This window comes from Amycolatopsis arida (assembly GCF_900115565.1).
In the GTDB taxonomy this organism is placed as follows: Bacteria; Actinomycetota; Actinomycetes; order Mycobacteriales; family Pseudonocardiaceae; genus Yuhushiella; species Yuhushiella arida.
The window spans coordinates 351478-377285 of record NZ_FOWW01000002.1 but is presented as its reverse complement, the minus strand read 5'-3'; the positions used below and the strand labels follow the sequence as shown (position 1 = coordinate 377285).

At 73.2% G+C, this 25808-nt stretch carries 24 protein-coding genes and 1 riboswitch; of the genes, 15 read left to right on the top strand and 9 right to left on the bottom strand.

The window, feature by feature from the left end; genetic code table 11:
- Nucleotides 1-10: 10 nt before the first annotated feature.
- Nucleotides 11-529, bottom strand: a complete 519-nt coding sequence (locus BM051_RS06595) for a methylated-DNA--[protein]-cysteine S-methyltransferase (RefSeq protein ID WP_092529635.1) — start codon at nucleotides 527-529, stop codon at nucleotides 11-13.
- Nucleotides 526-2055, bottom strand: coding sequence for an AlkA N-terminal domain-containing protein (locus BM051_RS06590; RefSeq protein WP_243859194.1), 1530 nt, complete (start codon nucleotides 2053-2055; stop codon nucleotides 526-528). The genes BM051_RS06595 and BM051_RS06590 overlap by 4 nt, the downstream gene beginning before the upstream one ends.
- A 243-nt stretch (nucleotides 2056-2298) precedes the next feature.
- Between BM051_RS06590 and BM051_RS06585 the strand changes: the two genes are divergently transcribed.
- From BM051_RS06585 to BM051_RS06575, 3 genes are read left to right on the top strand one after another with little or no spacing between them, the layout of a single operon-like run.
- A complete protein-coding gene (locus BM051_RS06585; RefSeq protein ID WP_134045862.1) occupies nucleotides 2299-2505 on the top strand; it encodes a hypothetical protein in 207 nt (68 codons plus the stop codon).
- A gap of 36 nt (nucleotides 2506-2541) precedes the next feature.
- Nucleotides 2542-3624 carry a redox-regulated ATPase YchF gene (gene ychF, locus BM051_RS06580; RefSeq protein ID WP_092529135.1) on the top strand — a complete coding sequence of 361 codons (1083 nt, stop codon included), beginning with the start codon at nucleotides 2542-2544 and terminating at the stop codon, nucleotides 3622-3624.
- Nucleotides 3625-3683: 59 nt separating this feature from the next.
- Entirely contained in the window at nucleotides 3684-4520 is an 837-nt protein-coding gene (locus tag BM051_RS06575) for a hypothetical protein (RefSeq protein ID WP_092529134.1), read from the top strand.
- 136 nt (nucleotides 4521-4656) lie between these two features.
- On the opposite strand, the gene BM051_RS06570 is transcribed toward BM051_RS06575, so the two are convergent.
- On the bottom strand, nucleotides 4657-4974 hold the full coding sequence (locus BM051_RS06570; RefSeq protein ID WP_134045860.1) for a hypothetical protein: 318 nt from the start codon (nucleotides 4972-4974) through the stop codon (nucleotides 4657-4659).
- Between the two features lie 208 nt (nucleotides 4975-5182).
- Here BM051_RS06570 and BM051_RS06565 point away from each other — a divergent pair, with 208 nt between their 5' ends.
- A complete protein-coding gene (locus BM051_RS06565; RefSeq protein WP_092529132.1) occupies nucleotides 5183-5431 on the top strand; it encodes a hypothetical protein in 249 nt (82 codons plus the stop codon).
- Between the two features lie 444 nt (nucleotides 5432-5875).
- On the opposite strand, the gene BM051_RS06560 is transcribed toward BM051_RS06565, so the two are convergent.
- Nucleotides 5876-6166 (bottom strand): 4a-hydroxytetrahydrobiopterin dehydratase, encoded by a 291-nt coding sequence (locus BM051_RS06560; RefSeq protein WP_092529131.1) that lies wholly within the window; start codon nucleotides 6164-6166, stop codon nucleotides 5876-5878.
- A gap of 32 nt (nucleotides 6167-6198) precedes the next feature.
- Nucleotides 6199-6310: riboswitch (TPP riboswitch) on the top strand.
- A 20-nt stretch (nucleotides 6311-6330) separates the two neighbouring features.
- On the opposite strand from BM051_RS06560, the gene BM051_RS06555 reads away from it, so the two are divergent.
- From BM051_RS06555 to BM051_RS06545, 3 genes are read left to right on the top strand one after another with little or no spacing between them, the layout of a single operon-like run.
- Nucleotides 6331-7383 (top strand): thiamine ABC transporter substrate-binding protein, encoded by a 1053-nt coding sequence (locus BM051_RS06555; protein WP_092529130.1) that lies wholly within the window; start codon nucleotides 6331-6333, stop codon nucleotides 7381-7383.
- Nucleotides 7384-7427: 44 nt separating this feature from the next.
- Complete coding sequence (locus tag BM051_RS06550; RefSeq protein WP_092529633.1) at nucleotides 7428-8996, top strand: ABC transporter permease; 1569 nt, start codon at nucleotides 7428-7430, stop codon at nucleotides 8994-8996.
- A complete protein-coding gene (locus tag BM051_RS06545; RefSeq protein ID WP_092529129.1) occupies nucleotides 8997-10046 on the top strand; it encodes an ABC transporter ATP-binding protein in 1050 nt (349 codons plus the stop codon).
- Here the strand turns inward: BM051_RS06545 and BM051_RS06540 are convergent.
- From BM051_RS06540 to BM051_RS06530, 3 genes are read right to left on the bottom strand one after another with little or no spacing between them, the layout of a single operon-like run.
- On the bottom strand, nucleotides 10030-10908 hold the full coding sequence (locus BM051_RS06540; RefSeq protein ID WP_243859193.1) for an ABC transporter permease subunit: 879 nt from the start codon (nucleotides 10906-10908) through the stop codon (nucleotides 10030-10032). The genes BM051_RS06545 and BM051_RS06540 overlap by 17 nt on opposite strands.
- Nucleotides 10905-11915, bottom strand: a complete 1011-nt coding sequence (locus BM051_RS06535; RefSeq protein WP_092529128.1) for an ABC transporter ATP-binding protein — start codon at nucleotides 11913-11915, stop codon at nucleotides 10905-10907. Before BM051_RS06535 ends, BM051_RS06540 begins: the two co-directional genes overlap by 4 nt.
- Entirely contained in the window at nucleotides 11912-12949 is a 1038-nt protein-coding gene (locus BM051_RS06530; protein ID WP_092529127.1) for a LolA family protein, read from the bottom strand. The genes BM051_RS06535 and BM051_RS06530 overlap by 4 nt, the downstream gene beginning before the upstream one ends.
- Nucleotides 12950-13115: 166 nt before the next feature.
- Between BM051_RS06530 and BM051_RS06525 the strand changes: the two genes are divergently transcribed.
- The 3 genes from BM051_RS06525 (at nucleotide 13116) to BM051_RS06515 (ending at nucleotide 15694) form a co-directional block, all read left to right on the top strand.
- Nucleotides 13116-13802 (top strand): response regulator transcription factor, encoded by a 687-nt coding sequence (locus tag BM051_RS06525; protein ID WP_092529126.1) that lies wholly within the window; start codon nucleotides 13116-13118, stop codon nucleotides 13800-13802.
- Entirely contained in the window at nucleotides 13799-15124 is a 1326-nt protein-coding gene (locus BM051_RS06520; protein ID WP_092529125.1) for a sensor histidine kinase, read from the top strand. The genes BM051_RS06525 and BM051_RS06520 overlap by 4 nt, the downstream gene beginning before the upstream one ends.
- Nucleotides 15125-15277: 153 nt before the next feature.
- Nucleotides 15278-15694: a (deoxy)nucleoside triphosphate pyrophosphohydrolase gene (locus tag BM051_RS06515; RefSeq protein ID WP_092529124.1), complete on the top strand. Its 417-nt coding sequence runs from the start codon at nucleotides 15278-15280 to the stop codon at nucleotides 15692-15694.
- A 126-nt stretch (nucleotides 15695-15820) separates the two neighbouring features.
- Here BM051_RS06515 and trpS read toward each other — a convergent pair whose 3' ends face one another.
- Nucleotides 15821-16786, bottom strand: a complete 966-nt coding sequence (trpS, locus tag BM051_RS06510; protein ID WP_092529123.1) for a tryptophan--tRNA ligase — start codon at nucleotides 16784-16786, stop codon at nucleotides 15821-15823.
- A gap of 347 nt (nucleotides 16787-17133) precedes the next feature.
- On the opposite strand from trpS, the gene BM051_RS06505 reads away from it, so the two are divergent.
- Nucleotides 17134-17433 (top strand): YciI family protein, encoded by a 300-nt coding sequence (locus BM051_RS06505; RefSeq protein WP_092529122.1) that lies wholly within the window; start codon nucleotides 17134-17136, stop codon nucleotides 17431-17433.
- A 32-nt stretch (nucleotides 17434-17465) separates the two neighbouring features.
- On the opposite strand, the gene BM051_RS28930 is transcribed toward BM051_RS06505, so the two are convergent.
- The gene (locus BM051_RS28930) at nucleotides 17466-17639 is read right to left on the bottom strand and encodes a hypothetical protein (protein WP_166677541.1); all 174 of its coding nucleotides are present in this window, start codon (nucleotides 17637-17639) and stop codon (nucleotides 17466-17468) included.
- Between the two features lie 203 nt (nucleotides 17640-17842).
- On the opposite strand from BM051_RS28930, the gene typA reads away from it, so the two are divergent.
- From typA to BM051_RS06485, 4 genes are all read left to right on the top strand, one after another.
- Nucleotides 17843-19747 carry a translational GTPase TypA gene (gene typA, locus BM051_RS06500; protein ID WP_092529121.1) on the top strand — a complete coding sequence of 635 codons (1905 nt, stop codon included), beginning with the start codon at nucleotides 17843-17845 and terminating at the stop codon, nucleotides 19745-19747.
- 198 nt (nucleotides 19748-19945) lie between these two features.
- Nucleotides 19946-21685 (top strand): ABC transporter family substrate-binding protein, encoded by a 1740-nt coding sequence (locus tag BM051_RS06495; protein ID WP_243859192.1) that lies wholly within the window; start codon nucleotides 19946-19948, stop codon nucleotides 21683-21685.
- 128 nt (nucleotides 21686-21813) lie between these two features.
- Complete coding sequence (locus BM051_RS06490) at nucleotides 21814-23583, top strand: ABC transporter family substrate-binding protein (RefSeq protein WP_092529119.1); 1770 nt, start codon at nucleotides 21814-21816, stop codon at nucleotides 23581-23583.
- Nucleotides 23584-23897: 314 nt separating this feature from the next.
- Nucleotides 23898-25673 carry an ABC transporter family substrate-binding protein gene (locus BM051_RS06485; protein ID WP_092529118.1) on the top strand — a complete coding sequence of 592 codons (1776 nt, stop codon included), beginning with the start codon at nucleotides 23898-23900 and terminating at the stop codon, nucleotides 25671-25673.
- Nucleotides 25674-25808 lie beyond the last annotated feature (135 nt).

The following is a 25808-nucleotide window of genomic DNA, read 5'->3' as shown; positions in this document are numbered from 1 at the left end:
ATCGCTCCGCTCACGCCGCCGCTCCGGTCGACCGAGCCTCGTGGTCGAGCAACCAGCGCTTGACGTCCAGACCCCAGCGGAAGCCGCCCAGCGCCCCGCCCACCCGCACGACGCGATGACAGGGCACGAACAGCGCGGCCGCGTTGCGCGCGCAGGCCGCGGCCGCGGCACGCACCGCCGCCGGGCGACCGGCCAGCTCGGCGAAGGACGTGTAGGTCACCGGCTCGCCCGCGGGGACCGTCCGGAGCACCTCCCACGCCCGCTGGAGGAACTCTCCGGAGCGTTGACGGACCGGGACGTCGTCGACCGCGTCGAGCTCACCGGCGTGGTACCGGCGCACCGCGACGCTCACCGGGCCGAGGTCGCCCACCCGGCGGTACGTCGTCGCCGCCAGCGACGGCGCGATCTGGGGAGTGAGCTGGTCGAGCTCCGCCGTCCAACCGGACGCCAGCACGGCGCCGTCTCCGGCCAGCACGGCGGTGAACGGGCCGATCGGAGTGTCCATCGTGGACCAGTGTACGAGGTTCATGCTGTTCTTCCCGTCGAGTCGGCTCCGGCGCTCGCGCACCAGAGGTACCTGCCCGCATAGGAGCGCCACGGCCGCCAGGCCTGCGCTCGCGGGCCGAGTTGATCGGAGGTGATGCCCACTGCCGCCGCACCACGGCGCAGTGCCAGGTCGCCGGCCAGCAGCACGTCCGGCGCGCCGAGCACCCGCATGAGCACGTAGTCGGCGGTCCACGGGCCGATGCCCGGCGCCGCGAGCAGCTCCGCCCGCAGCTCGTCGGCGTCCCGGCCGACGTGCACGTCGAGCTCGCCCCCGGCGAGCAGCCCCGCGACGGCGCGGATCGCCTCGACCCTGCGTCGTGGACCGCGGAGCAGCTCGCCGGCGTGCTCGGCGACCGCCGCCGGGGTGGGGAACAGGAGGTCGGGATCGTCCTCGTCGCCGGGCGGCAGCCGCTCGCCCAGCTCGGCGGCGAGCCGGGCGATCGCGGTCCGGGCGGCCGCCACCGACACCTGCTGGCCGAGCATCGCCCGCAACACCAGCTCGGGACCGTCCACGGCGCCGGGTACCCGGATGCCCGGGGTGGTCGTCACGAGTGGCGCGAGGGCCGGGTCGGTGCGCAGCGTCGCGATGATCGCGACCGGGTCGGCGTCGAGGTCGAGCAGCCGGCGCACCCTGGCGACGGCGCTGCCCAGGTCACGCACGTCGTGCAGCCGCAGGTCGCAGCGCACGTGGCCGTCCGCGGGGGTGAGTCGCACGACGCCGGTGCCGTGCGGCAGCCGGAGAGTGCGTGCGTAGCTCACCGCGGTGTCGAGAGACGCGGTGTCGGGAGGCGCGGTGCCGTGAGCTGTGGTGCCCTCAGCCGTGTCGCTCTGGGCCGAGACGTGCTCGACCCCGGGCACCGCTCGCTCGGCCAGGAACCGGAGGGCGCCGGCGGCGTCGAACGGCGCGCGGAACGGGAGCCGCAGGGTGAGCCGGGTGCCGGTGCTGGCCGCGGCGGCCGGCGGTCCAGCGCGCCGGCGCGCGGCCGTCGCGGCGGCGCGCAGCCGCGACGGCGTGGTGGCGAAGACCTCGCGGATCGTGTCGTTGAACTGGCGGACGCTGGAGAAGCCAGCGGCGAACGCGACGTCGGTGAGCGGCAGCTCGGACATCTCGATGAGCAGCCTGGCCGAATGCGCCCGGTGCGCGCGGGCCAGCGCGAGCGGTCCGGCGCCGAGCTCCGCGGTGAGTACCCGGCCCAGCTGTCGCTCCGAGTAGCCGAGCCGCTGGGCCAGCCCGGGCACGCCCTCGCGCTCCACGACGCCGTCGGAGATCAGCCGCATCGCCCTGGCGGCCAGGTCGGCGCGTACGTTCCACTCCGGAGACCCCGGCACGGCGTCGGGGAGGCAGCGCCGACACGCGCGGTAACCGGACGCCTGCGCGGCGGCCGAGGTGGGGAAGAACCGCACGTTCTCCGCCTTCGGGGTCAAGGCGGGGCAGGACGGCCGGCAGTAGATGCCGGTGGTGCGCACGGCCGTGATGAACTGGCCGTCGAAGCGCGAGTCCCGGGACATGACGGCCCGGTAGCAGCGCTCGGTGTCGCGCCAGACGCCGTGCCGTTCGGTCGCTCCGACGATCCGGTGGGCCGTCGCACTCGGGCGAACGGTGGTGGGTCGGGCAGTGGGGCTCATCGCCATGGGGCCCATCCTGCCAGCGGCGACACCACCCGACTGGCGGAAATCCGACACGAGCGTGGGCCACGGTGGCCGGCCGGTTCACGCTGCGGGCCGCGAGTGCCACCGGTAGTGTCTCGGGGCATGAGGACCTCGGTGCGGAAGCGTTCCCTGCGGGTGCTCGCGGCCACCGTCGCGGCGGCCGGTGTGCTCGGGTTCACCGGAGCCTGCGACGACACCTCGCCCGGTGGTGGCGAGGACGGCGGAACCCAGCAGGAGGACGGCAACCAGCAGGACGGCGGCGACAACGAGGACGGCGGTGACGGGGGCGACGGCGGCTACGGCGGCTGACCGGGGGCGAGTGCCCGGCACGTAGACTGCCGGTCCGTGAGTCTCACCCTCGGCATCGTCGGCCTGCCCAACGTCGGCAAGTCCACCCTGTTCAACGCACTGACCCGTAACGACGCGCTCGCCGCGAACTACCCGTTCGCGACCATCGAGCCGAACGTCGGGGTGGTACCGCTGCCCGACCCGCGGCTGGGCAAGCTCGCCGAGATCTTCGACTCGGCGAAGGTCGTGCCCGCCGTGGTGTCCTTCGTGGACATCGCGGGGATCGTGAAGGGTGCCTCCGAGGGGGCGGGCCTCGGGAACAAGTTCCTCGCCAACATCCGCGAGGCGAACGCGATCTGCCAGGTGATCCGGGTGTTCGACGATCCGGACGTGGTGCACGTCGAGGGCAAGATCGACCCCCTGTCCGACATCGAGACGATCAACACCGAGCTGATCCTCGCCGACCTGCAGACGTTGGAGAAGGCGCTGCCTCGGCTGGAGAAGGAGGCGCGGACCAGGAAGGAGCACCGGCCCGCGCTGGAGAACGCGCAGCACGCCAAGGCGATTTTGGACTCCGGCCGGACCCTGTTCGCCGCGCAGGGCGAGGTCGACCTGCCGGCGCTGCGGGAGCTGAACCTGCTCACCACCAAGCCGTTCCTGTACGTGTTCAACGCGGACGAGGGCGTGCTCACCGACAAGGACCGGCGCGCGGAGCTGACCGAGCTGGTCGCCCCGGCCGACGCGGTGTTCCTCGACGCGAAGGTCGAGGCCGAGCTGCTCGAGCTGGACGACGAGGAGTCGGTGCGGGAGCTGCTGGAGTCGGTCGGGCAGGAGGAGCCCGGCCTCTACGCGCTGACCCGCGCCGGGTTCCACACCCTCGGGCTGCAGACCTACCTCACCGCGGGGCCGAAGGAGGCCAGGGCCTGGACCATCCCGAAGGGTGCCACCGCGCCCCAGGCCGCCGGCGTCATCCACAGCGACTTCGAGCGCGGCTTCATCAAGGCCGAGGTGGTCTCCTTCGACGATCTGGTCGAGGCCGGCTCGATGGCCGCCGCCAGGGCCGCCGGCAAGGTGCGGATGGAGGGCAAGGACTACGTCATGGCCGACGGCGACGTGGTCGAGTTCCGCTTCAACGTGTGACCCTGGCTCGTTCGACCTGATCGCGGCGGTCGCTGCCGCCCCGAGCGTTTGGTGATGCGATGCGAGTGGCCACCGCGCAGCTTCCCGGCGGCGACGGCGGCGACGGCGGCGACGACAGCGACGACAGCGACGACAGGGTGTTCACCACCGGCGACGCGGTGATCGTGCTGGACGGCGCGTCCGCGTTCCTGCCCGTGCCGGTCCCCGCGGCCACCTACGCCGACGTGCTCGGGAAGCGGTTGCGCGACCTGCTCAACGCCGGTCCCGACCGCGGGCTCCGCGACGTGCTCGCCGACGGCATCGCCCACACCGCCACCGTGCTGGGCCTGTCCCCGGGCGACTCGCCCTCCAGCACGGTGACCATCGTCCGGCAGCGCGACGACGACGTGGACGTCCTCATCCTCGGTGACAACCTGGTCGTCCTGCCCGACGAGGTCCTCACCGACGACCGGATGGACCAGCTCGACCTCCCGCCCCGGCGGAGGTACCGGGAGCGTCTCGCGGACGGCCACGGCTACGACGAGGAGCACCAGGCCACGGTCCGCGAGCAGCAGGTCCAGCAGGCCGAGCGCCGCAACCGGCCCGGCGGCTACTGGATCGCCGAAGCCGATCCCGCCGCCGCCGAGCACGCCATCCTGACCCGCCGCCCCGTGCGGGAGGCCCCGTGGGCCGTCCTCGCGACCGACGGCGCCTACAACACGATGGACTACCTGGGCCTGGACGACTGGACCGTGCTCGCCCACGCCGACGCCACCGACCTCGCGGACGCCCTGCGTCAGTGCGACACCTGGGAAGCCCACGGCGACCCCACCGGGCAGGCCCTGCCCCGTCCCAAGCGCCACGACGACAAGACCCTCGCCGCCGTCCTCTTCGGCCCCGATCCGTACGGCCGCTGACGGAGTTCCGGTTCGCGTGTTCGGCGCGCCCGAGGCCGTCCCGCGGTGAGCCCTGCTCGGCGAGCAGCCCGTGGAACGCGACACGACCTCGCTCCTCGCGCGGAGCGCGTGCCGGATGGGGGCGGGAGGCGCGGGGTCAGCCGTCGCCGAGGAGGTCGCGGTTGCGGGCGGTGAACCAGAGCACCCCGCCGGCGATGCCGACCATCATCAGGAACGCGACGGCGCCGACCAGCACGGCCTGGAGCTCGCCGGTACCGGCCGGTGCGGCGCGCCGCTGGGGCTCGCCCACCGACTCCGCGGCGGCCGCCACCTCTCCCGCGTGCACCGCGGCGGCGGCCGGGTCCGGTGCGGTGGCGGCCGACATCACCCCCACGCCGAGCAGGACGGCGACCACCACCCCGAGCGCGGACAGCAACGCGACCACCAAACCGGGCCGGCCACGGCGCGGCAGCACGGACCGAAGCCCCTGAAGCCACTGACGTGCGCGCGGGACCAGCCCGGTGAGGTAGGTGGAACCCGACGACGCCCGCGAGCCGGCGGCGACAGGCGGGCCGGCGGGCGCGGGTGAACCGCCGAGAAGCCGCGCGCCACTGGGCGTGAGGGGCCTGAGGGGCGTGAGGGGCGTGAGGGGCTCGAGGGGGACAGCGGAGAAACCTGCCCATGTGGGTGACACGGGCTTGGCGCTGGACGGCCAGCGGGAACTGCCGTCCCACCCGGCCGGCAGAGTGCGGCTGACCTGGACGGTGCCGGGCGCCGGTTGGGGAGTGGCGTGGCGGGCGAGTGGTGCTCCGTGCACCCCGCCGGCCGAGCGGGGATGGTGGAACGAGCTGGCCGGCCGGGATGCGGACGCCCGCGCGCCCGGGCCGGTGTCCTCCATGCCCGTGATGGTGCGGTGGGTGGGTGGCCCGTAGGGCATGCCGGTCGGGTGGGGGTGGCGGAACGAGCTGGGCAGCCGGGGTGCGGACGCGGGCGTGCCCGGGCCGGAACTCGTCGTGCCCGAGACGGTGGCGGCGCCGCGGGCGGGGAGCCCGGAAGGCCTGCCGGCCGGACGCGGGCGCTCGCACGACATGGGCCATGATGGTGCAGGCGACGTCCCCGGCCCCGATCCCGACACGGGTGCGGGTGGGGGAACGGCTCCGGACCTGGAGTCCCGAACACCCGACTCCGGAACACCGGCGGCAAGGCTCATGGTGCGCTCCCTCCCTCGAACGACTCCGCTCGAGGAACGCACGAGCACCGGCCGAACGTTGCCGCCGTCGCCGAGATCACACCGGAAGGGTGAGAGCGCCCGCGGTACTCCCCCTCCTCGGCGGGGTTGGCCAGGACTGTGCCGAAGGGTTCGCTCGCACCCTCCCTCACACCGCGGCGACCACCCCGTTGATCTCGGTGGCCAGTGACACGTCCTTCGCGGTGATGCCGCCCGCCGAGTGGGTGCTCAGCCGGAACGTCAGCGTGCGCCAGCGGATGTCGATGTCCGGATGGTGGTTCTCGCTCTCCGCGATCTCCGCCACGCGGTTCACCACCTGGATCGCCGTGGGGAAGTCGGGCAGCTCGACCGCCCGCTCCAGCGCCCCGTCGACTCGCCGCCACTCCGGCAGGTGGCCGAGCGCCTTGCCGATCTCTTCGTCGTTGAGTAGTTCCGCCATACCACCATGGTCGTACGGCAGCCGGTACGCTGCAGCCCTGCCACGGGAGTCCGGCCCGGCCGGGCTGAGAGGCGGGCAGCCGGCCCGCGACCGTTCGCACCTGATCCGGATCATGCCGGCGCAGGGAGGCCGTGACCTCCCTTCCGGCGGGAACAAGGAGCGTCATGAAGCACAGGGGTCTCCGCGCGGCCGCCGCACTGGGCACCGCCGCCGCCCTCAGCACCGCCTGCACCCTCTTCGCCGGCGACGACCGCGGCGAGGGCGGCCCGACCACGGTCACTCTGGCCACCCACAACTCCTGGGTCGCCCCGCAGGAGGTGCTCGACGCCTTCGCCCAGCGCTCCGGCATCCGCATCGAGGTCCGCAAGGAGGGCGACGCCGGCGAGCTGACCAACAAGCTGGTCCTCACCAAGGCCAACCCCATCGCCGACGTCGCCTACGGCGTCGACTCCACTTTCGCCTCCCGCGCCCTCGCCGAGGGCGTCTTCGTCCCCTACACCAGCCCCGAGGCCGACCGCGGCCCCCAGCGCTACGCCATCGACCCGCAGCACCGCCTGTCCGCGGTGGACGTCGGCGACGTCTGCGTCAACATCGACCTGACCTGGTTCGCCGAGCGGAACGTCCCCGAGCCGCGGACCTACGCCGACCTCGCCGACCCCACCTACCGCGACCTCCTCGTGGTGCAGCACCCCGCCACCTCCTCACCCGGCCTCGCCTTCCTCCTCGGCACCGTCGCCGAGTTCGGCGAGGACGGCTGGCAGGACTACTGGACCCGGTTGAAGGACAACGGCGTCGAGGTGGTCAGCGGCTGGGAGGAGGCCTACACCCAGGAGTTCTCCGGCTCCTCCGGCGAGGGCCCGCGCCCGATCGTGGTCTCCTACGCCTCCTCCCCGGCCGCCGAGCTCGGCCAGGACGGCACCCCGCGCACCGAGGCCCTGCTCGACACCTGCTACCGCCAGGTCGAGTACGCCGGCGTGCTCGCCGGCGGCCCTCGCCAGGACGCCGCCGGCAGGGTCGTCGACTTCCTGCTCTCCCAGGAGTTCCAGGCCACCGTCGCGCCGAACATGTACGTCTACCCGACCCGGCAGGGCGTCGAGCTGCCCGCCGGCTGGGCCGAGGTCGCCCCGCTGCCAGAGGACCCGAGGTCGCTGCCGAGCGAGCAGGTCCAGGCCAACCGGGAGCGGTGGATCGATCAGTGGCGCGCCCTGCTCGGCTGAGCGCCGCGCCGGCCGGCGGGGCCACCGTCCCGGCGTTGCTGGCCCTGCTGCCGCTGGGCTTCGTCGCCGTCTTCTTCGCCTGGCCGGTGCTGGCGATCCTCGGCCTCGGCTTCTCCGCCGGCGGCGTCGCCGAGACGCTCGCCGAGGCGCGGACCTGGCAGCTCGCCGCCTTCACCGTCGGCCAGGCCGCCGCGGCCACCACGGTGGCCCTGCTGGCCGGCCTGCCGGTGGCGTTCCTGCTGGCCAGGGCGAGACTCCCCGGCCTCGCCGCGATCCGGGTGTTCGTCCTGCTGCCGTTCGTGCTGCCGACGGTGGTGGTCGGCCTCGCCTTCCGCGCGCTGTGGCCGGGCGGTGGCGTGGCCTCGATCGTGCTGGCCAACGCCTTCTTCAACGTCGCCGTGGTGGCGCGTACGGTCGGCGGGTTGTGGACCCACCTCGACCGCCGCCTCGAGGACGCCGCCAGGGCGCTCGGCGCGTCCCGGTGGCGGGCCTTCCGCGCGGTCACCCTGCCCGCGCTGGCCCCGGCGATCGCCTCGTCGGCCGCCGTGGTGTTCCTGTTCTGCGCCACCAGCTTCGGCGTGGTGCTGATGCTCGGCGGCGCCCGCTACCGCACCCTGGAGACCGAGATCTACCTGCGCACGGTGCAGCTGCTCGACCTCCCCGGCGCGGCGGCCCTGTCGCTGGTGCAACTCACCGCCGTGGTCGCCGCGCTCGCCGCCGGCGCGGTGGCCCGCCGCCGCCGGGAGGGCGTGCTCCGGCTGCGGGCCGGCACCGAGACCGCACGCCGCCCCGAGGGCCCCGAGTGGTGGGTGGTGGGCGCCGCGTTCGCCGTGCTCGCCCTGCTGCTCACCCCGATCCTGGCGCTGGTCCACCGGTCGCTGTCCACCCCGGACGGGTGGAGCCTCGCCGGCTTCCGGGCGCTGGCCGGCCACGGCCACGACGGCACGCTCGCGGTGTCCGGGTGGGACGCCGTGCTCACCTCGCTGCGCACCGCCACCGACGCGACCCTGCTGGCGATGACCGTCGGCGTGCTCGCCGCGGTGGTGCTGGTGGCGCTGCGCCGCGCGCCCGGCCGGGCCGCCCACGGCATGGGCGAGACGATGGACGCCGTGCTGATGCTGCCGCTCGGCGTCTCCGCGGTCACCGTCGGCTTCGGCTACCTCGTCACCCTCGACGCGCTGCCCGGCGACCTGCGCACCTCGCCGCTGCTGGTCCCGTTCGCCCAGGCGCTGGTCATCATCCCGCTGGTGGTGCGGATCGTGCTGCCCGTGCTGCGCTCGGTGGACGAGCGGCTCCGCCAGGCCGCCGCGACGCTCGGCGCCCGGCCGCTTCGGGTGTGGCGGGAGGTCGACCTGCCGCTCACCGCGCGCTCGCTGGTCGCGGCCGGCGCGTTCGGCTACGTCGTCGCGCTCGGCGAGTTCGGCGCCACCAGCTTCCTCGCCCGGCCGGACGCGCCGACCCTGCCGGTGGCCATCGCGACCCTGATCGGCCGGCCCGGCGTGCTGAACACCCAGCTCGCCTACGCCGCGTGCGTGCTGCTGATGCTGGTCACCGGGCTGGTGGTGGTCGCCATCGAGTGGTTGCGCGGCGCGCGCTCGGTGGGGGAGTTCTAGATGGCGCTGCTCGTCGACGGGCTCACCGTCCGCTACGGCCGGGTCACCGCCGTGGCCGACGCCCGGTTGGAGATCGCCGACGGGGAGGTGCTCGCGCTGCTCGGCCCGTCCGGCTCCGGCAAGTCCACCCTGCTCAGGGCGATCACCGGCCTCGAGCCCGGCGCGGAGGGCGCGGTGCGCTGGGACGGCGCCGACCTCTCCGGCGTGCCCGTGCACCGGCGCGGCTTCGGCCTCGTGTTCCAGGACGGCCAGCTCTTCCCGCACCGCGACGTCGCCGGCAACATCGCGTTCGGGCCGCGGATGCACGGCGTCCCGCGGGAGGCCCGCGCGGCCAGGGTCGCCGAGCTGCTCGACCTCGTGGGCCTGCGCGGCTACGAGCACCGCGGGGTCACCGAGCTCTCCGGCGGCGAGGCGCAGCGGGTCGCACTGGCCCGCGCGCTCGCCCCGCGCCCCCGCCTGCTGCTGCTCGACGAGCCGCTGTCCGGGCTCGACGCCGAGCTGCGCGAGCAGCTCGCCCTCGACCTCGCCGAGCTGCTGCGTGCCGCCAAGGTCACCACCCTGCTGGTGACCCACGACCAGGAGGAGGCGTTCACCCTCGCCGACCGGGTGGCCGTCCTGGACGCCGGGCGGATCCGCCAGGTGGGCGGGGTGCACGAGGTGTGGACCCACCCGGTCGACGACCGGGTCGCCCGGTTCCTCGGCGTCACCACGATCCTCGAGGCGCGGGTGGCCGGCGGTCGGGCGCGGTGCGCGCTCGGCGAGGTTCCGCTGCCCGGGCGGCCGGACGGGGTGGTCCGGCTCGGGCTGCGGCCCGCCGCGCTCCGGCTGGCCGGCACCGGGGTGCCGGGCGAGGTGGTGGCGCGGGCCCACCGGCGCGACCACGCCCGGCTGCGGGTGCGGCTGGCCAGCCCGCCCGGCACCGTGGACGCCCTGGACACAGGGGACACGGTGGACGCCGTCGCCCCGGCGGCCACGACGGCGCACCCCGGGGACGAGGTGCGCCTCGTCCTCGACCCCGGGGGAGTGGCGGTGATCAGCCGTCCTTCGTGACCACCCTGGCGTAGGCCAGCGACAGGGCGATCACGACGTAGCTGGCCGCCCGCAGCGCGCCCTCGGTGAGCGACCCGGTCGGCATCGGGTCGCGCAGGACGTCGGCCAGCGTCTCCCGCCACGACTCGGTCAGCAGGAACGGGTGCAGCCAGCTCAGCGCGTCGAGCGTGCCGAGCAGGGTGAACACGACCACCCCGCCGAGCACCGACGCCAGCACGACCATCGGGTGGTCGGTGCACGCCGAGATCGCCAGCGCCACCGCGCCGACCGCGGCCAGTTGCAGCGTCACCCACAGCACCGCCAGCCCGATCCGGGCCAGCGCCGAGCCGAAGTCGAGCGCGCCGCCGGAGAGGGTGAACAAGGCGTCCGTGCCGTTGATCGCCAGGCCGGTGAGCAGCGCCGACATGGCCACCGCCAGCACCGCCGCCAGCGCGAACACCACCACCCCGAACGCCTTCACGGCCAGCAACCGCCCCCGGCTCACCGGCGCGAGCAGCCACCCACGCAGCGTGCTGTGCGCGGACTCACCGGCCAGCGCGTCGCCCCCGGCCATCGCCACCGCGAGCGGCAGCAGCAGGCCCAGGGTCAGCGTGAGCGTGGCGATCGGCAGCACGAACGCGTTCGCGGCGACCGCCGCCAGCAGCGCGGCGCCCTCGCCCCCGTCTCCGGCACCCGCGCCGGGCGAGTCCACCAGGGTGAGCCCGATCCCGACCGCGACCGGGATCACGGCGAGCACTCCGAGCACGGCCAGCGTCCGCGGTCGGCGGAAGATCCAGCGCAGCTCGGCACCGAGCAGCCGGCCGAGCGGCGCGCGGGACGGCGCGACCTCGACCTCCACCTGGTTCATCGTCGCGACGCTCATACCCCCGCCTCCCCGTCCTCGGGCACGCTGTCCGGCTCCGGTTGGGTGAGCCGGGCGAACAGGTCCTCGAGCCCGGTGCGCGCCCGGTTCGCCTCGTGGACCGCCACGCCGGCCCGCACCAGCGTCTCCAGCACCTCCGGTGGCGTGGTGGCGGTGAGGTCCACCCGCACTCCCTCCGGGGTGAGTCGGCTGGTGATCCGCCGCTCCCGCAACGCGTTCACCGCGGCGGCGCCGTCCGGTGTGGACACCAGCAGCGCCGGATTGCCGGAGTCCAGCAGCTCGGCGAGCTCGCCCTGCGCCACCACGGTGCCGCCGTGCAGCACGGCGACGTGCGTGCAGGTGGCCTCCACCTCGGCCAGCAGGTGCGAGGACACCAGCACGGTGACCCCGGCGGAGTGCAGCTCGGCGATGATCTCCCTGACCTCCCGGGTGCCGGCCGGGTCGAGCCCGTTGGTCGGCTCGTCCAGCACCACCATCCGGCGCGGCACGAGCAACGCCGCGGCCAGCCCGAGCCGCTGCTTCATGCCCAGGGAGTACCCGCGGTAGCGCCGCCCGGCCGCGCCGGTCAGCCCCACCCGCTCCAGCGCGTCCCGCACCGCGCCGGCGATCTTCGCCCGGGACAGCCGCGGCTCGGCCGCCGCCAGCCGCAGCAAATTCTCCCGGCCGGACAGGAACGGGTGGAAGCCGGGACCCTCCACCAGCGCGCCGACATCGGGCAACGCCCTGCCGGCCTCGTCGGGCATGGTGTGCCCGAGCAGCTGCGCCTCCCCCTCGGTGGGGCGCACCAGCCCGAGCAGCATGCGGATCGTGGTGGTCTTGCCCGAGCCGTTGGGGCCGAGCATCCCGAGGACGGACCCCTCCGGGACGTCCAGGTCCACGCCGTCGACCGCCACCGTGCTCCCGTACACCTTGCGCAACCCCCTGGTCCGCGCGGCCAGCCGGGCGGGCGTGGCCGCCCCCGCCGTAGCGGGAACGGCCACGCCACTGGCGTCGAGCGCGGTGCTCACCGCTGCTCCAGCGCCTGCATCAGCACCTGCTCCGGGACGGCGCCGGCGGCGATCCGGCCGTCGCTGGTGAGCAGCGCGGCGCCGACCTTCGTGGTCACCACGTGGCCGGTGCCGAACGCCCCGCTGACCGGTCGACCGACCCGGGCCACCAGGCCGGACACGTCCGTCTCGCCGGTCCCGCCGGGCACCGCCGCGGGCAGCTCGGTGACCAGGACGGTGTCCCAGCCCTCGCCGACCAGCCGCGGCTCGACGCCGGTGGGCCGCTCGCCGTGCTCGCGGTTGGCCTGCTCCTCGGTGACGGTCGCGCCGGGCGGCGGGGTGAAGGTGAACCACTCGGCCGGCTGTGGGCCGAACTCGACGTCGGTGAACCCGACCCGCAACGCCGGCTCGGTGGTGCCGTTGGTCAGCACCGAGAGCCGCAACGGGACCCGCCGCTCGGCGTCCACCGCCACCCGCACCTCGCGCAGCATCGTGCGCTCGGTCGGCTTCGGGGTGAGGACCAGCTCGTAGGCGGCCCGGTCGGCGACCGTGGCGGTGCCGTCGACGCTGACCGTGCTGCTCTCCCGCACCTGGCCCAGCAGGTCGGTGGCGAGCGCGGTCGGGTCGGCATCCCGCGCGGCCTGGTGTCCCTTGCCCTTCTCGCCGGCTGGCAGTGCCGTCCGCACCACGGAGTTGTCCGTCGAGTCGTACCGCCACAGCGTCGTGCCGTCGTGCACGATCGTCTTCTCGCCGGTGTCCTGGCGCAGCGCGACCCGGCCCCGACCCTCGCCGTCGGTGAACACCTGGGCCGAGTCGATGTCGAGCTCGGACAGCCCGGGCACGGCCGGAATGCCGAGGTCGTCGTCCACCTCGACCGTGCCGGTGAGCGCGGGCGGCTCGGCCCGCAGCACCGACTCGACCAGCTCCTCGGCGCTCACTGCGGGCAGCTCCGGGGCGTCCTTCGCACCCGCCGGCCACGCGATGGCCCCCAGACCGACCGCGCCCAGCACGGTTCCGGCCACCGCGACCGCGGCGGCTCTCCTCTTCGGATTCACGTCTGTCCCTCCCTGCGTCGGCCCGGCACCAGTGTCCTTCGGCACCGGGGGCTTGCGTCACCAACACTGCGCCGTGGGCCCTGAGATGGTGCTGAGAGCGGCGCCGCGACTGAGAGTCCGCTGAGAGCACGGGCGGCGGGAGGCCGGGGAAGGCATATTGAGACCCGTGCAACCGCGAGTTCTGGTGGTCGACGACGAGCCCGGCGTGCGCAAGGCGCTGCAGCGCGGCCTGCGGGCCGAGGGCATGGACGTCGTCACCGCCGCCGACGGGCCGAGCGCGCTGCGGCTGGCGCAGACCGGGTCGTTCGACGTCCTGCTGCTGGACATCATGCTGCCCGGGCTGTCCGGTTACCGGGTGCTGCAGCAACTGCGCGCCGAGGGCGTGACGACGCCGGTGCTGCTGGTCTCCGCCAAGGACGGCGAGATCGACCAGGCCGACGGTCTCGACCTCGGCGCCGACGGCTACCTGGTGAAGCCGTTCTCGTTCGTGGTGCTGGTGGCGCAGGTGCGGGCCGTGCTGCGCAGGGGAGAGTCCGCGCGGGGCACGACGACTCTGCGCGTCGGCGACCTCGTGGTGGACCGCGGGCGGCGCGCCGTGCACTGGCGGGACGAGCCGGTGCCGCTCAGCCCGCGCGAGTTCGCGCTGCTGGACGTGCTGGTCGGCCGTGCCGGCACCGTGGTGACCAAGGACGAGCTGCTGCGCGCCGTGTGGGGTGACGAGCAGGCCGCCACCCGCAACGTCGTCGAGGTCTACGTCGGGTACGTGCGCAGGAAGCTGGACGCGGTGGGTGCGGGTGACATCGTGCGCACCGTCCGCGGCCACGGCTACCTGGCGTCGGTCGGGCCGGGGTGACCCGCCTCGGCCGGTGGTGGCCGCGCCGCAGCCTGCGGTTCCGGATCACGTCCATCGCGGTCACCATCACGCTCGCGTTCCTGGTGGGGCTCGCCGTGGTCGGCGGCCGGCAGCTCGGCCCGCTGCTGATCCAGTCGGTGGACGAGGAGCTGCGCGCGGCGGTGGTGCCGGCGGCCGCGCGAGTGGCGGCCGGGCAGCGACCGGAGGGGCCGCTGGTGCGGGTGCTGGACACCGCCGGCACCCCGGTGGACGGCGGCCCGGCCACCGGGTTGGGCCCGCGGGAGGTCAGCGCCGTCAAGGCCGGGCTGGCGGTACGCAGCGAGCGGCCCGACGGCCCGGCGTGGCGCTGGCTGGGCACCGTGGTGTCCGCCCCCGACGGCGCGCAACGGCTGGTGGTGGCCGGCGCGCCGATGGTCGGCTTCACCGCGGCCACCGCCGACGGCTTCCACTGGCTGCTCGTGGTGGCGCTGGTGAGCGCGCTGGTCGCGGCCCTGGCGACCTGGTTGGGCGTGGGCTCGGCGCTGCGCCCGGTGGACCGGATGCGCCGCTCGGTGCGCGGGCTGCCGCCGGGACGGCGGCTGCCGCTGCCCGACTCCCGGGACGAGCTGCGCGAGCTGGCCGTGGAGTTCAACCAGCTGCTCGCGCGGCAGGAGGAGGCGAGCGGGCGGCTGCGCCGGTTCACCGGTGACGCGGCGCACGAGCTGCGCTCGCCGGTCGCGTCGATCCGGGTGCAGGCCGAGGTCGCCGTGGCCAACCCCGACCCCGAGCTGGCGCAGGAGACGCTCGCCGACATCCTGGCCGAGGCCGAGCGGCTGTCCGCCCTGCTCGACGGGCTGCTCGCGCTGGCCCGGGCGGACGCGGGGGAGCTGCCGTCGGCCGAGCCGGTCGAGCTGGTCACCGAGGCACACGCGGCGGTGGCCCGGCTGCCGGCGGACGCGCCCGCCGCGCGGGTCAGCGGTGCCGTGCCGCGGGCGTGGGCGTGGGCCACCCAGGGCGAGGTGGAGCTCGTGCTGAACAACCTGCTGCGCAACGCGTGCCGGTATGCCGGGTCGCAGATCGTGGTGTCGGTGCTGGCCTCCCGGTCGACGGCGCGGGTGGTGGTGGACGACGACGGGCCCGGTGTCGCGCCCGAGCACCGCGACCGGGTGTTCGACCGGTTCTACCGGGTGGGCGACGACCGGGCGCGCATCTCCGGCGGCACCGGCCTCGGCCTGGCGATGGTCGCCGAGGCCGTGCGCCGGCGGGGCGGCCGGGTCACCGTCGGCGAGTCCCCCGAGGGCGGCGCCCGCTTCCAGGCCATCTGGCCCACCGCCCCCACCTAACCGCTGTGTCCGCCGTCTGTGCACACGTGTCCGCGTCGCAGGGCGCTGTCACGTGGGCGCATCGCGCGGACACGGCAGTGCCTGTCGTGTCCGCGTCGTGCGACGCGATCACGTGTGCACAACGCGCGGACACGGCGGGTAGGTTGGGCGGTCGTGGGGTCTCGGGTGATCGTGGGGGCGGCGGTGGTGCGGGGTGGGACGTTGCTGGCGCAGCAGCGGGCTTACCCGGAGGAGGCCGCGGGACGCTGGGAGCTGCCCGGTGGCGGGGTGGAGCCCGGCGAGTCCGAAGTGGACGCGCTGCGCCGGGAGTGCCGGGAGGAGCTCGGTGTCGCCGTGTGGGTCGGCGCGCGGGTGGGCCCCGACGTGACCCTGCCCGGTGGCGCGGTGCTGCGGGTGTTCGCCGCCCGGCTCGACGACGCCGGCGGCGCCGCTCCCGAGCCGCGGGCGGTGGAGCACCGGGCGGTGCGGTGGCTGCGGCGGGACGACGTGCCCGCCGTGGACTGGCTGCCCGCCGACCGCGCGCTGGTGCCGTGGTTGCGGGAGCTGCTCACCGGCGATCCCCGAGGCTGACTCGCCCCCGCAGGGCACCGGACCGGCCGCTCGAGGTGCCTACCGTGTGCGGGTGGGCACGGCCTCGAGCCTGACGGCAGGGCCGCGGAGCTGGCCCCTCCGCTGGCCGCGATCCGCGGGGTGCCCCTACCCGCCGGCGCCGACCAGGCGCAGGGCCGCGTCCACGCGGTGGGAGCCGCGCTCGGCGGCGCGGGCGGCGCCGGCCTTGCGGACCCTGGCCAGCTCCGCCGGGTCGGCCAGCAGCTCCCGAGCCCCCTCCCGCACCGGCCGCAGCGTCTCCACCACCGCCTCGGCCACCGCGTCCTTCAACTCGGCGTACGACCCGAACCGGGCCGCCACCTCCTCCGGGGCCTCACCGGTACACGCCGCCAGGATCTCCAGGAGGTTGGCCGATCCCGGGCGCTGCGGGTCGTAGGCCACTTCGGTCGCGGTGTCGGTCACCGCCCTCCGGACCTTGCGTCGGACCTGGTCCGGCTCGTCCAGCACGAACACCACGCCGGCCGAGTCTCCCGCCGACTTGGACATCTTCCGCCGCGGGTCGGCCAGGTCGCGCACCCGCGCCCCGGCCACCGGCAACACCGCGCGCGGCATCGCGAAGACCTCGCCGTAGGTGGTGTTGAATCGCCGGGCCAACGCCCTGGCCAGCTCGACGTGCTGGCGCTGGTCCTCGCCGACCGGCACGTCGGTGGCGCCCTGCAGCAGGATGTCCGCCGCCATCAGCACCGGGTAGGTGAGCAGGCTCAACCGGACCCCGGCCCTGCCCTTCGCCTTCTCCTTGAACTGGATCATCCGCGCCGCCTCGCCGTAGCTGCACGTGCACTCCAGCACCCACGTCAGCGCGCCCAGCTCGCGGGCGAGGTCGGACTGCACGAAGATCGACTCCGCCGGCACCCCGGCCGCCACCAGCACCGCGAGCTGCTCGGCGGCCAGCGCCCGCAGCCGTGCCGGGTTGTGCGCCGTGGTCATGGCGTGCAGGTCGGAGACGAAGTACAGGTCGTCGGGCCCCCCGTCGGCCGCCCACCGCCGGATCGCACCGAGGTAGTTGCCGAGCTGGACGTGGCCGGACGGGGTGATGCCGGAGAGCCGGGTCATGGCTTGCCTTCCTGCGTCGTGCGGGTGGCGCCACCCGCGGAAGGCCTCGCGCACGACGAAGGCCGCCCGTCGGGCGGCCTTCGTGGACGTGGTCAGCGCACAGCGTCGGGGCCGCCGGAGGGCGGCCACCACTGGGTGAGACGAGCGCGCACGCCCCCACCTTAGCCGAAACGCCATGAAGGTGGCCTTCCTGGCGGCAGTGCCACCAAGGGGGTTGGTGGCGTTGGTCACCGGGGGTGGGGCTTTGTCCGGGAGCGTCCTCGTTCGGGCGAAACGCGGGTCAACGCTGTGCATCAACGCCGGCGTGAACAGCGTTCACCGGATTCGCGCGGGACTACCGTTGAACCATGCATGTCGTCCTGGTGAACTACACGGCGCCCCTGCAGGAGATCGACTACGCACTGCCCGACCACGCGGAATGGCTGGCGAAGCACTACGAGTGCGGCCACTTCCTGGCGTCTGGCCGGCGCACCCCGCGCACCGGCGGGGTGATCATCGCCCGACCGATGTCCCGGGGGAAGCTGGACGCCATCCTCGCCACCGACCCGTTCGCGGTGCGCCACCTCGCCCAGTACGAGGTGATCGAGTTCTCCGCCACCCGCACGGCACCGGAGCTGCGTGCGCTGAACGAGGCCATCCCGCGGTAGGCGAACGGCCGTGCTCGACCCGGTGGGTTCGCTCAGGCCGCGAGCTTCGCCTTGGCCTTCTGGGCCTTCTTCAACGCGCGCACCGGGCACTTCTTGCATCGCGGCTTCGACCGGCAGCACTTCTTCTTGACCTTGCCGGCCTTCATCAACCTGCGCACGACCTCCTTGGGGTCGCGCGTCGGGTCTCCGCCGTGCTTCTTGCCCACACCACACTCCACATCGGGGCCGCCGCGGCCAGGGACGACAGGACCTTTTAGGTTAGGCGAACCTATCCTTGATCGCGGTGTGGCACTCGGCACAGCCCCACACCCAGTATGCTGGGTGAGGCCGTACTCGGCCGTTCCGGCATCGCTGCCGCGCCGAGTTCCCCGGTCGCCCTTCGACTGTTTCCACCCACAGGAGCTCACGCGTGCCCACAGCCACTGCCGAGAAGGTCCGCACGGACCTCCGAAACATCGCGATCGTGGCGCACGTCGACCACGGCAAGACCACCCTCGTCGACGCGATGCTGCGCCAGTCCGGCGCGTTCGCCGAGCGTGCCGAGCTGGTCGACCGGGTGATGGACTCCGGCGAGCTGGAGCGGGAGAAGGGCATCACCATCCTGGCGAAGAACACCGCCATCCGCCGGCGGACGCCCGACGGCCCGGTCACGATCAACGTCATCGACACGCCCGGCCACGCCGACTTCGGCGGCGAGGTCGAGCGCGGCCTCGCCATGGTCGACGGGGTGGTGCTGCTGGTCGACGCGAGCGAGGGCCCGCTGCCGCAGACCCGCTTCGTGCTGCGCAAGACGCTGGAGGCCGGCCTGCCGGTCCTGCTCGTGGTGAACAAGGTGGACCGCCCGGACGCCCGCATCGCCGAGGTGGTCGAGGAGACCCACGACCTGCTGCTGGACCTCGCCGGGGACATCGAGGACGCCGACCTCGACGCCGTGCTCGACCTGCCCGTGGTCTACGCCTCGGCCCGCGCCGGCAGGGCCGACCTCGAGCGTCCCGCCGACGGCGCGCTGCCGGCCAGCGAGAACCTCGACCCGCTGTTCGACACCCTGCTGCGGCACGTCCCGCCGCCGACCGCCGACCCCGACGCGCCGCTGCGCGCGCTGGTCACCAACCTCGACGCGTCCAGCTTCCTCGGCCGGATCGCGCTGATCCGCATCGCCGCCGGCCGACTGCGCAAGGGCCAGACCGTGGCGTGGCTGCGCGCCGACGGAAGTGCTCAGCAGGTCCGGGTGTCCGAGCTGCTGGTCACCGAGGCGCTCACCAGGGTGCCGGCGCAGGAGGCCAGCGCGGGCGACCTCGTCGCCATCGCCGGCATCCCGGACATCACCATCGGCGACACCCTCGCCGACCCCGAGGCGCCCGAGGCGCTGCCCAGGATCACCGTGGACGAGCCGGCGATCTCGATGACGATCGGCGTCAACACCTCCCCGCTGGCCGGCCGCAACGGCGGCGACAAGCTCACCGCCCGGCTGGTCAAGGCCCGGCTCGACCAGGAGCTGGTCGGCAACGTCAGCATCCGCGTGCTGCCCACCGACCGGCCGGACACCTGGGAGGTGCAGGGTCGCGGCGAGCTGGCGCTGGCGATCCTGGTCGAGCAGATGCGCCGGGAGGGCTTCGAGCTCACCGTCGGCAAGCCACAGGTCGTCACCCGCACCATCGACGGCGTGCTGCACGAGCCCTACGAGCGGCTCATCATCGACGCCCCCGAGGAGCACCTGGGCGCGATCACCCAGCTGCTGGCCGCGCGCAAGGGCAAGATGGAGCACATGGGCGGGCACGGCACCGGCCGGATCAAGCTCGAGTACGTGCTGCCGGCGCGTGGCCTGATCGGCTTCCGCACCGACTTCCTCACCGAGACCCGCGGCACCGGCATCGCCAACCACGTCTTCGAGGGCTACTTCCCGTGGGCCGGCGAGATCCGTACCCGGCACAGCGGGTCCCTGGTCGCCGACCGCTCCGGCCCGGTCACCGGGTACGCGATGCTCCAGCTCGCCGACCGCGGCACGTTCTTCGTCGAGCCGGGCGCCGAAGTGTACGAGGGCATGGTCGTCGGCGAGAACCCGCGCGCCGAGGACCTGGACATCAACATCACCAAGGAGAAGAAGCTGACCAACGTGCGCTCGTCCACCGGCGACGAGCTCGAGCGCCTGGCCCGGCCGCGCAAGCTCGGCCTGGAGGAGGCGCTGGAGTTCTGCTCGGTCGACGAATGCGTCGAGGTGGGCCCCACGGCCATTCGGGTGCGCAAGGTGATCCTGGACGTCAACCAGCGGGCCAAGGCACGGTCGCGGGCCAGGAACCGGGACGCCAACGCCTGACCCGCCCCCGTCCCCGCGCTGGCGACCCGCGGCCGAGACGGAACCGGAAGGGCCCACCGAACGTCCGCCGGGTGGCGGTTCCCCCATCCGGGAGGCGGCGGGCACGGCCGGTCTGGCAATCTCGGAGGCTTGGGGGTGGGGTGCGTGCGACCATGGCGGGTCCAGGGGTGGGCTCGGGACGGGCAGGAAGGACGACACGTGCGGGGGACAGGCGCGCGGACAGCCGGTTCGGTACTGGCGGCCGTGCTGGTGCTGGTCCTCGCCGCGTGCAGCAACACACCGCCACCCCCCACCACGCCCACCCCGGTGGCCGAGTCCACGACCACGCCGCCGGACAACACCTCGCAGATCGTGGTCGGGGTCGACGACGTGGCCGGCGGCTACAACCCGCACGCCATCGCCGACTCCTCCACCGTCACCTCCGCGCTGGCCCAGCTGCTGCTGCCCTCGGTGTTCGTTCCCGGTGAGGACGGCTCGCCGGTGCTGAACGAGACCGTGATGCGCTCGGCCGAGGTGGTCCGGCAGGAACCGTTCACCGTCGCCTACGCCATCCGCCCGGACGCGTCGTGGTCCGACGGCGCCCCGATCGCGGTGGAGGACTTCGACTACCTGGCCCAGGCGATGAGGACCGAGCCAGGCGTCGTCGCGCCCGCCGGCTACCGGCTGATCTCCGGCATCCAGCCGAGCGAGGGCGGCAAACGGGTCGAGGTCACCTTCAGCAAGCCCTACCCCGGTTGGCGCACGCTGTTCGGCGATCTCCTGCCCGCCCACCTGCTGAAGGACGCTCCCGGCGGCTGGGGTGGCGCGCTCGCCGACAGCTTCCCCGCCTACGGGGGTCCCTTCGCCATCAAGACGCTGGACCTGGCCCGCGGCGAGATCGTGCTGGAGCGCAACGAGCGGTACTGGGAGAAGCCGGCCGCGATCGAGCGGATCGTGCTCCGTGGCTCCGACCAGGCGAACATGGTCGGCGCGCTGCGCAGCGGCACCGTCCAGTTCACCATCGCCCGCACCGACGCCACCGGCCTCGACCTGTTCGGCCGGCTCGGGCCGTCGGTGCAGCTGCACACCCTGGCCAGGCCGCGGCTGGCCAGCGTCCTGCTCCGCCCGATCGGCGGCGCGCTGGCCGACGACCAGGTGCGCGCCGGCATCGCCGCGCTGATCGACCGGGACCGGCTGATCGAGGAGGGCGCCGCCGGCGGGCCTTCGGCGACGCTGCGGGCCGACGCGCTGGTGCTCCCGCCCTCGGATCCCGAATACTCCGCGACCATTCCCGCCTCCGGCCCGCCGGCGGCGCCCGCCCCGGAGCGGGCCCGGGAGCTGCTGACCGCCGCCGGCTACACCAAGGAAGCCGGGACGTGGAGCCGGGACGGCAAGGCGCTGTCCGTGGTGCTGGCCGCGCCCGGCGACCAGGAGCCCTACGCCCGCATCGCCAAGGAGTTGCAGCGGCAGCTCGTCGCGGCCGGGGTGGGCGTGCGGACGGTGACCCCGCAGCCGCGCGAGCTGTTCGCCAACCTGCTGGCGATGCCGGCGACGCCCGGGGCGGACGAGCGGCCCGGCACCGGTGGCAGCGTCGGGGTGGACATCGCCGTGGTGCCCCTGCCCACCGGCGGCGACGCCGCCTCGACCCTGGCGTCGACCTTCGGCTGCCCGGTCGAGCGGGAGGGCCAGTCGGGGCCGGTGGCGCCGGCGAACCCGGCCGCGTTCTGCGTGCGCGGCCTGCAGCCCAGCATCGACGCCGTCCTGACCGGAGCGCGACCGCTGGCTGACGGGCTCGCCGAGCTGGAGCCCGAGCTGTGGCGGCAGAGCGTGGTGCTTCCGCTGTTCCAGCTCGCCGACACGCTGGCGATCGGGCAGGGAGTCCTCGGCGTCACGCCGGGCCCGCCGCTGGTCGGGCCGTTCGGATCCGCCGTCGACTGGACCCGCGGCGGGGCCCGCTGACCGTCGTCACCGTTTGGTCACGATTGCCGGCTTCGATGTGACCGCCGGGACGCCCGGCCCTATAGCGTCCGCGACAACGCGTCGGCGTACCCCGGCGCGTGCGGTCCAGGTGCAGGAGGGCACGTCTGATGAGGAGAGCAACGGTCTCCGCGGTCTCGCTGCTGGCGACGGCGACGCTCGCGCTGAGCGCGTGCGGTGGCGGGGACGACGGCGGTGGTCCGGACACCGGTGGGAACACCGACGTCAAGAGCATGGCGACCGGGAAGGCCCAGGACGCGGAGCGGTTCCGGCTGGCCGAGGTTGGCTCGTTCGACCAGGTCACGGTCGCGATCGACGAGGGGTACTCCGGGTACAACAACGAGACCCCGGACACCAACACCTCGTACAACACGTTCGTGCTGGTGTCCGTGCTGGCCGGCGCGCACATGTACGACGGCAACAACAAGGTGCTGCTGAACGCCGACGTGATGGAGTCGGTGACGGTCACCTCCCCGGACCCGCAGGTCGTGGAGTGGAAGATCAAGCCGGGCGTCACGTGGTCGGACGGCGGCACGTGGGACTGCGACGACTTCTACCTGGCCTGGCTGGCCCGGACCGGCACGATCGAGTCGTTCGTCGCCGCCGAGACGCAGGGTTACGACCTGGTGGGCGAGGCGTCGTGCACGGACGACCTGACCTTCGAGGCGCGGTTCCGGGAGCCGTACCTGGACTACCGCAGCATGTTCGAGCCCGCCCACGTGCTGCCGGCCCACGTGCTGGAGCAGCAGACCGGCGTCGCCGACATCACCGCGTTGAAACCGGGCGGCGACGCCGAGGCGCTGGCCAAGGCCGGTGACTTCTGGACCCAGGAGTGGAAGGGCTTCAACCCGGACACCATGCCCGGCTCCGGCCCCTACCGGATCACCGCGTTCGACCAGAACTCCAAGACGGTGACGTTGGAGAAGAACCCGAACTGGATCGGCGCCAAGGGCGGCCCGAACAAGATCATCATCCGACCCATCCCGGACACCAAGGCCATGGCCACCGCCCTGCAGAACGGCGAGGTGGACGTGATCGGCTCGGTGCAGCCGGACGCCACCGCCGCGGCCACCCTGCGCGGTCTCACCGCGCAGGGCGTCCTCTACGGCTCGGCGTCCCGGCTGTCCTTCGAGCACCTGGACCTGAACTTCAACCGGCTGTTCGCCGACGAGGCCGCCCGCAGGGCGTTCTTCCAGCTGGTCAACCGGCAGGAGATCGCCGAGAAGCTGATCAAGCCGGTGCAGGACGACGCCCAGCCGCTGAACAGCCTCATCTACTTCCCGGGCGAGGAGGGCTTCGTCGACAACTACAGCGACAAGGTCAACCAGGGCGTCGAGGCCGCGGCCAGGACGCTCGAGGAGGGCGGCTGGGCCAGGGGTGCCGACGGGATCTTCGCCAAGGACGGCCAGCGCTTCTCGGTGCGGATCTCGCACAACCAGAACGCCCGGCGCAGCCAGACGGTGGAAATCATTCAGGCACAGGCGCGTAACGCGGGCATGGAGATCCTGGACGACACGGACCCGAACTTCCTGAAGGGCCGGTTAGACAAGGGTGACTACGACATCGCCCTGTTCGGCTGGTCGTCGGCTCCGTTCAAGGTCGCCACACAAGCGATTTACTCGACGGGTGGCGGGTCGAACTACCAAGGACTGTCCGACCCGCGGATCGACGAGGCGCTCCAGAAGGCCGTCTCGGCGACCGACCGGGCGACGGCGGTGAAGGCCTACCAGGAGGCGGACCGGCTGATCGCCGAGCGGTACGCGTCGTTGCCGCTGTTCCAGACTCCCTCGATGTGGGGATTCCGCGGTATCGACCGGGTGTACATGCAGTCCTACCTCGGCCCGCTGTGGAACGTGGGCGAGTGGGAGCGCACCAGCTGACGGTCCTCGCGCAGCACCGCGGCCGCGGCACCCCCCGGGTGCTGCGGCCGCGGCGCGTCGGCCGAACGGTCGGTCGGTAAGTGTCCGGCTGATCTCGCTCGGTAACCGCTGTTGACTCGCTGACCACTCGCAAGTCACCCTTTGGTCACAATCGCCCCGCAAATAGTGACCGGGAGTGCTCGGACTTCTTAGCGTCCTCCGGCAGTGCGCCAACTGAGTGTGACTTGGCGTGTCATAGGCTCTGGCGTATCTGCTGGAGCGGTGTGGGTCCACGGTCCGACCTCAAGGACCCAGTGCTAGGAGGGCACACGTACATGAGGAGATCAAAGGCTGTCTCCGCCCTGTCGCTCGTCGCTGGTTCCGCGCTCCTGCTGAGCGCCTGCGGTGGCGGTGGCGACAACGGCGGCGACCCGAACACCGGCTCGAGCGCCGATGTCAAAAGCATGGCGACGGGCAAGGCCCAGGAGGGCGACACCTTCAAGCTCGCCGAGGCCGAGTCGTTCGACCAGGCCATCGTGGGCATCGACGAGGGCTACTCGGCGTACAACAACAAGACGCCGGACACCCACAGCTCGTACAACAACTACGTGCTCACCGCGGTGCTGGCCGCCCCGTTCGTGCTCGACGGCAACAACAAGGTGCTGCTCAACACCGACGTGATGGAGTCGGTGACGGTCACCTCCCAGGACCCGCAGGTCGTCGAGTGGAAGATCAAGCCGGGCGTGCAGTGGTCCGACGGCGGCACGTGGGACTGCGACGACTTCTACCTCGGCTGGCTGTCGCACAGCGGCAAGGCGGAGTCGTTCACCTCGGCGTCGACCACCGGCTACGACCTCGTCGACCAGGCCGTCTGCAAGGACGACCTGACCTTCGAGAACACCTTCAGCGAGCCCTACCTGGACTACAAGGGCATGTACATGGACCAGATGCTCATGCCGGCGCACGTGCTGGAGGAGCAAACCGGCATCGCCGACATCACGGCCCTCAAGCCGGGCGGGGACGCCGACGCGCTGGCCAAGGCCGGCGAGTTCTGGAACACGCAGTGGAAGGGCTTCAAGCCGGACATCATGCCCGGCTCGGCGGCCTATCGGATCACGGCGTTCGACGAGAACTCCAAGACGGTGACGCTGGAGAAGAACCCGAACTGGATCGGCGCCAAGGGTGGCCCGAACAAGGTCATCGTCAAGCCGTTCCCGGACACCAAGGCAATGGCCACGGCATTGCAGAACGGCGAGATCGACGTCATGGCGTCCACCCAGCCGGACGCGACGGCGGCCTCGACGCTGAAGAACCTGGCCTCGCAGGGGGTCGTCTACGGTTCGGCGGAGCAGCTGACCTTCGAGCACCTCGACCTGAACTTCAACCGGCTGTTCGCCGACGACGCCGCCCGCAAGGCGTTCTTCGCGGTGGTCAACCGGGAGGAGATCGTCAACAAGCTGCTCAAGCCGGTCCAGGAGGACGCGCAGCCGCTGAACAGCATCGTGTTCTTCAACGGTGAGCCCGGCTTCCAGGACAACTACAGCGACAAGGTCAACAAGGGGGCCGAGGAGGCCGCCAAGATCCTCGAGGAGGGCGGCTGGACCAAGGGCCCGGACGGCATCTACGCCAAGGACGGCCAGCGGTTCTCGGTGCAGATCTCGCACAACCAGAACGCGCGGCGCAGCCAGACCGTGGAGATCATCCAGGCGCAGGCGACCCGGGCGGGCATGGAGATCCTCGACGACACCGACCCGAACTTCCTCAAGGGCCGGGTCGACAAGGGCGACTACGACATCGCCCTGTTCGGCTGGTCGGCGCAGCCGTTCAAGGCGGAGCAGCGGGCCATCTACATCACCGGCGGCAACCAGAACTGGCAGGGCCTGTCCGACCCGCGGATCGACGAGGCGTTCAACAAGGCCGTCTCGGCGACCGACGAGGACGCGGCGCGCCAGCACTACCAGGCGGCCGACAAGGCGATCGCGGACAACTACGCGACGCTGCCGCTGTTCCAGACCCCGTCCATGTGGGCGTTCCGGGGTATCGACCGCGTGTACATGCAGTCGTACAACGGCGCGCTGTGGAACGTGGGTGAGTGGGAGCGGACGAGCTAGGACGTAGCTCGTCCTTCCCCCGAACAGAACACGAGGAATTCCGTACTTCCGGAGGGGTTCGGGCCGGGCCATCAGCCCGGCGCCGGACCCCTCCGGAGGTAGCTGTTGACCGTGGGCCGACCGCCGCTACGGTGG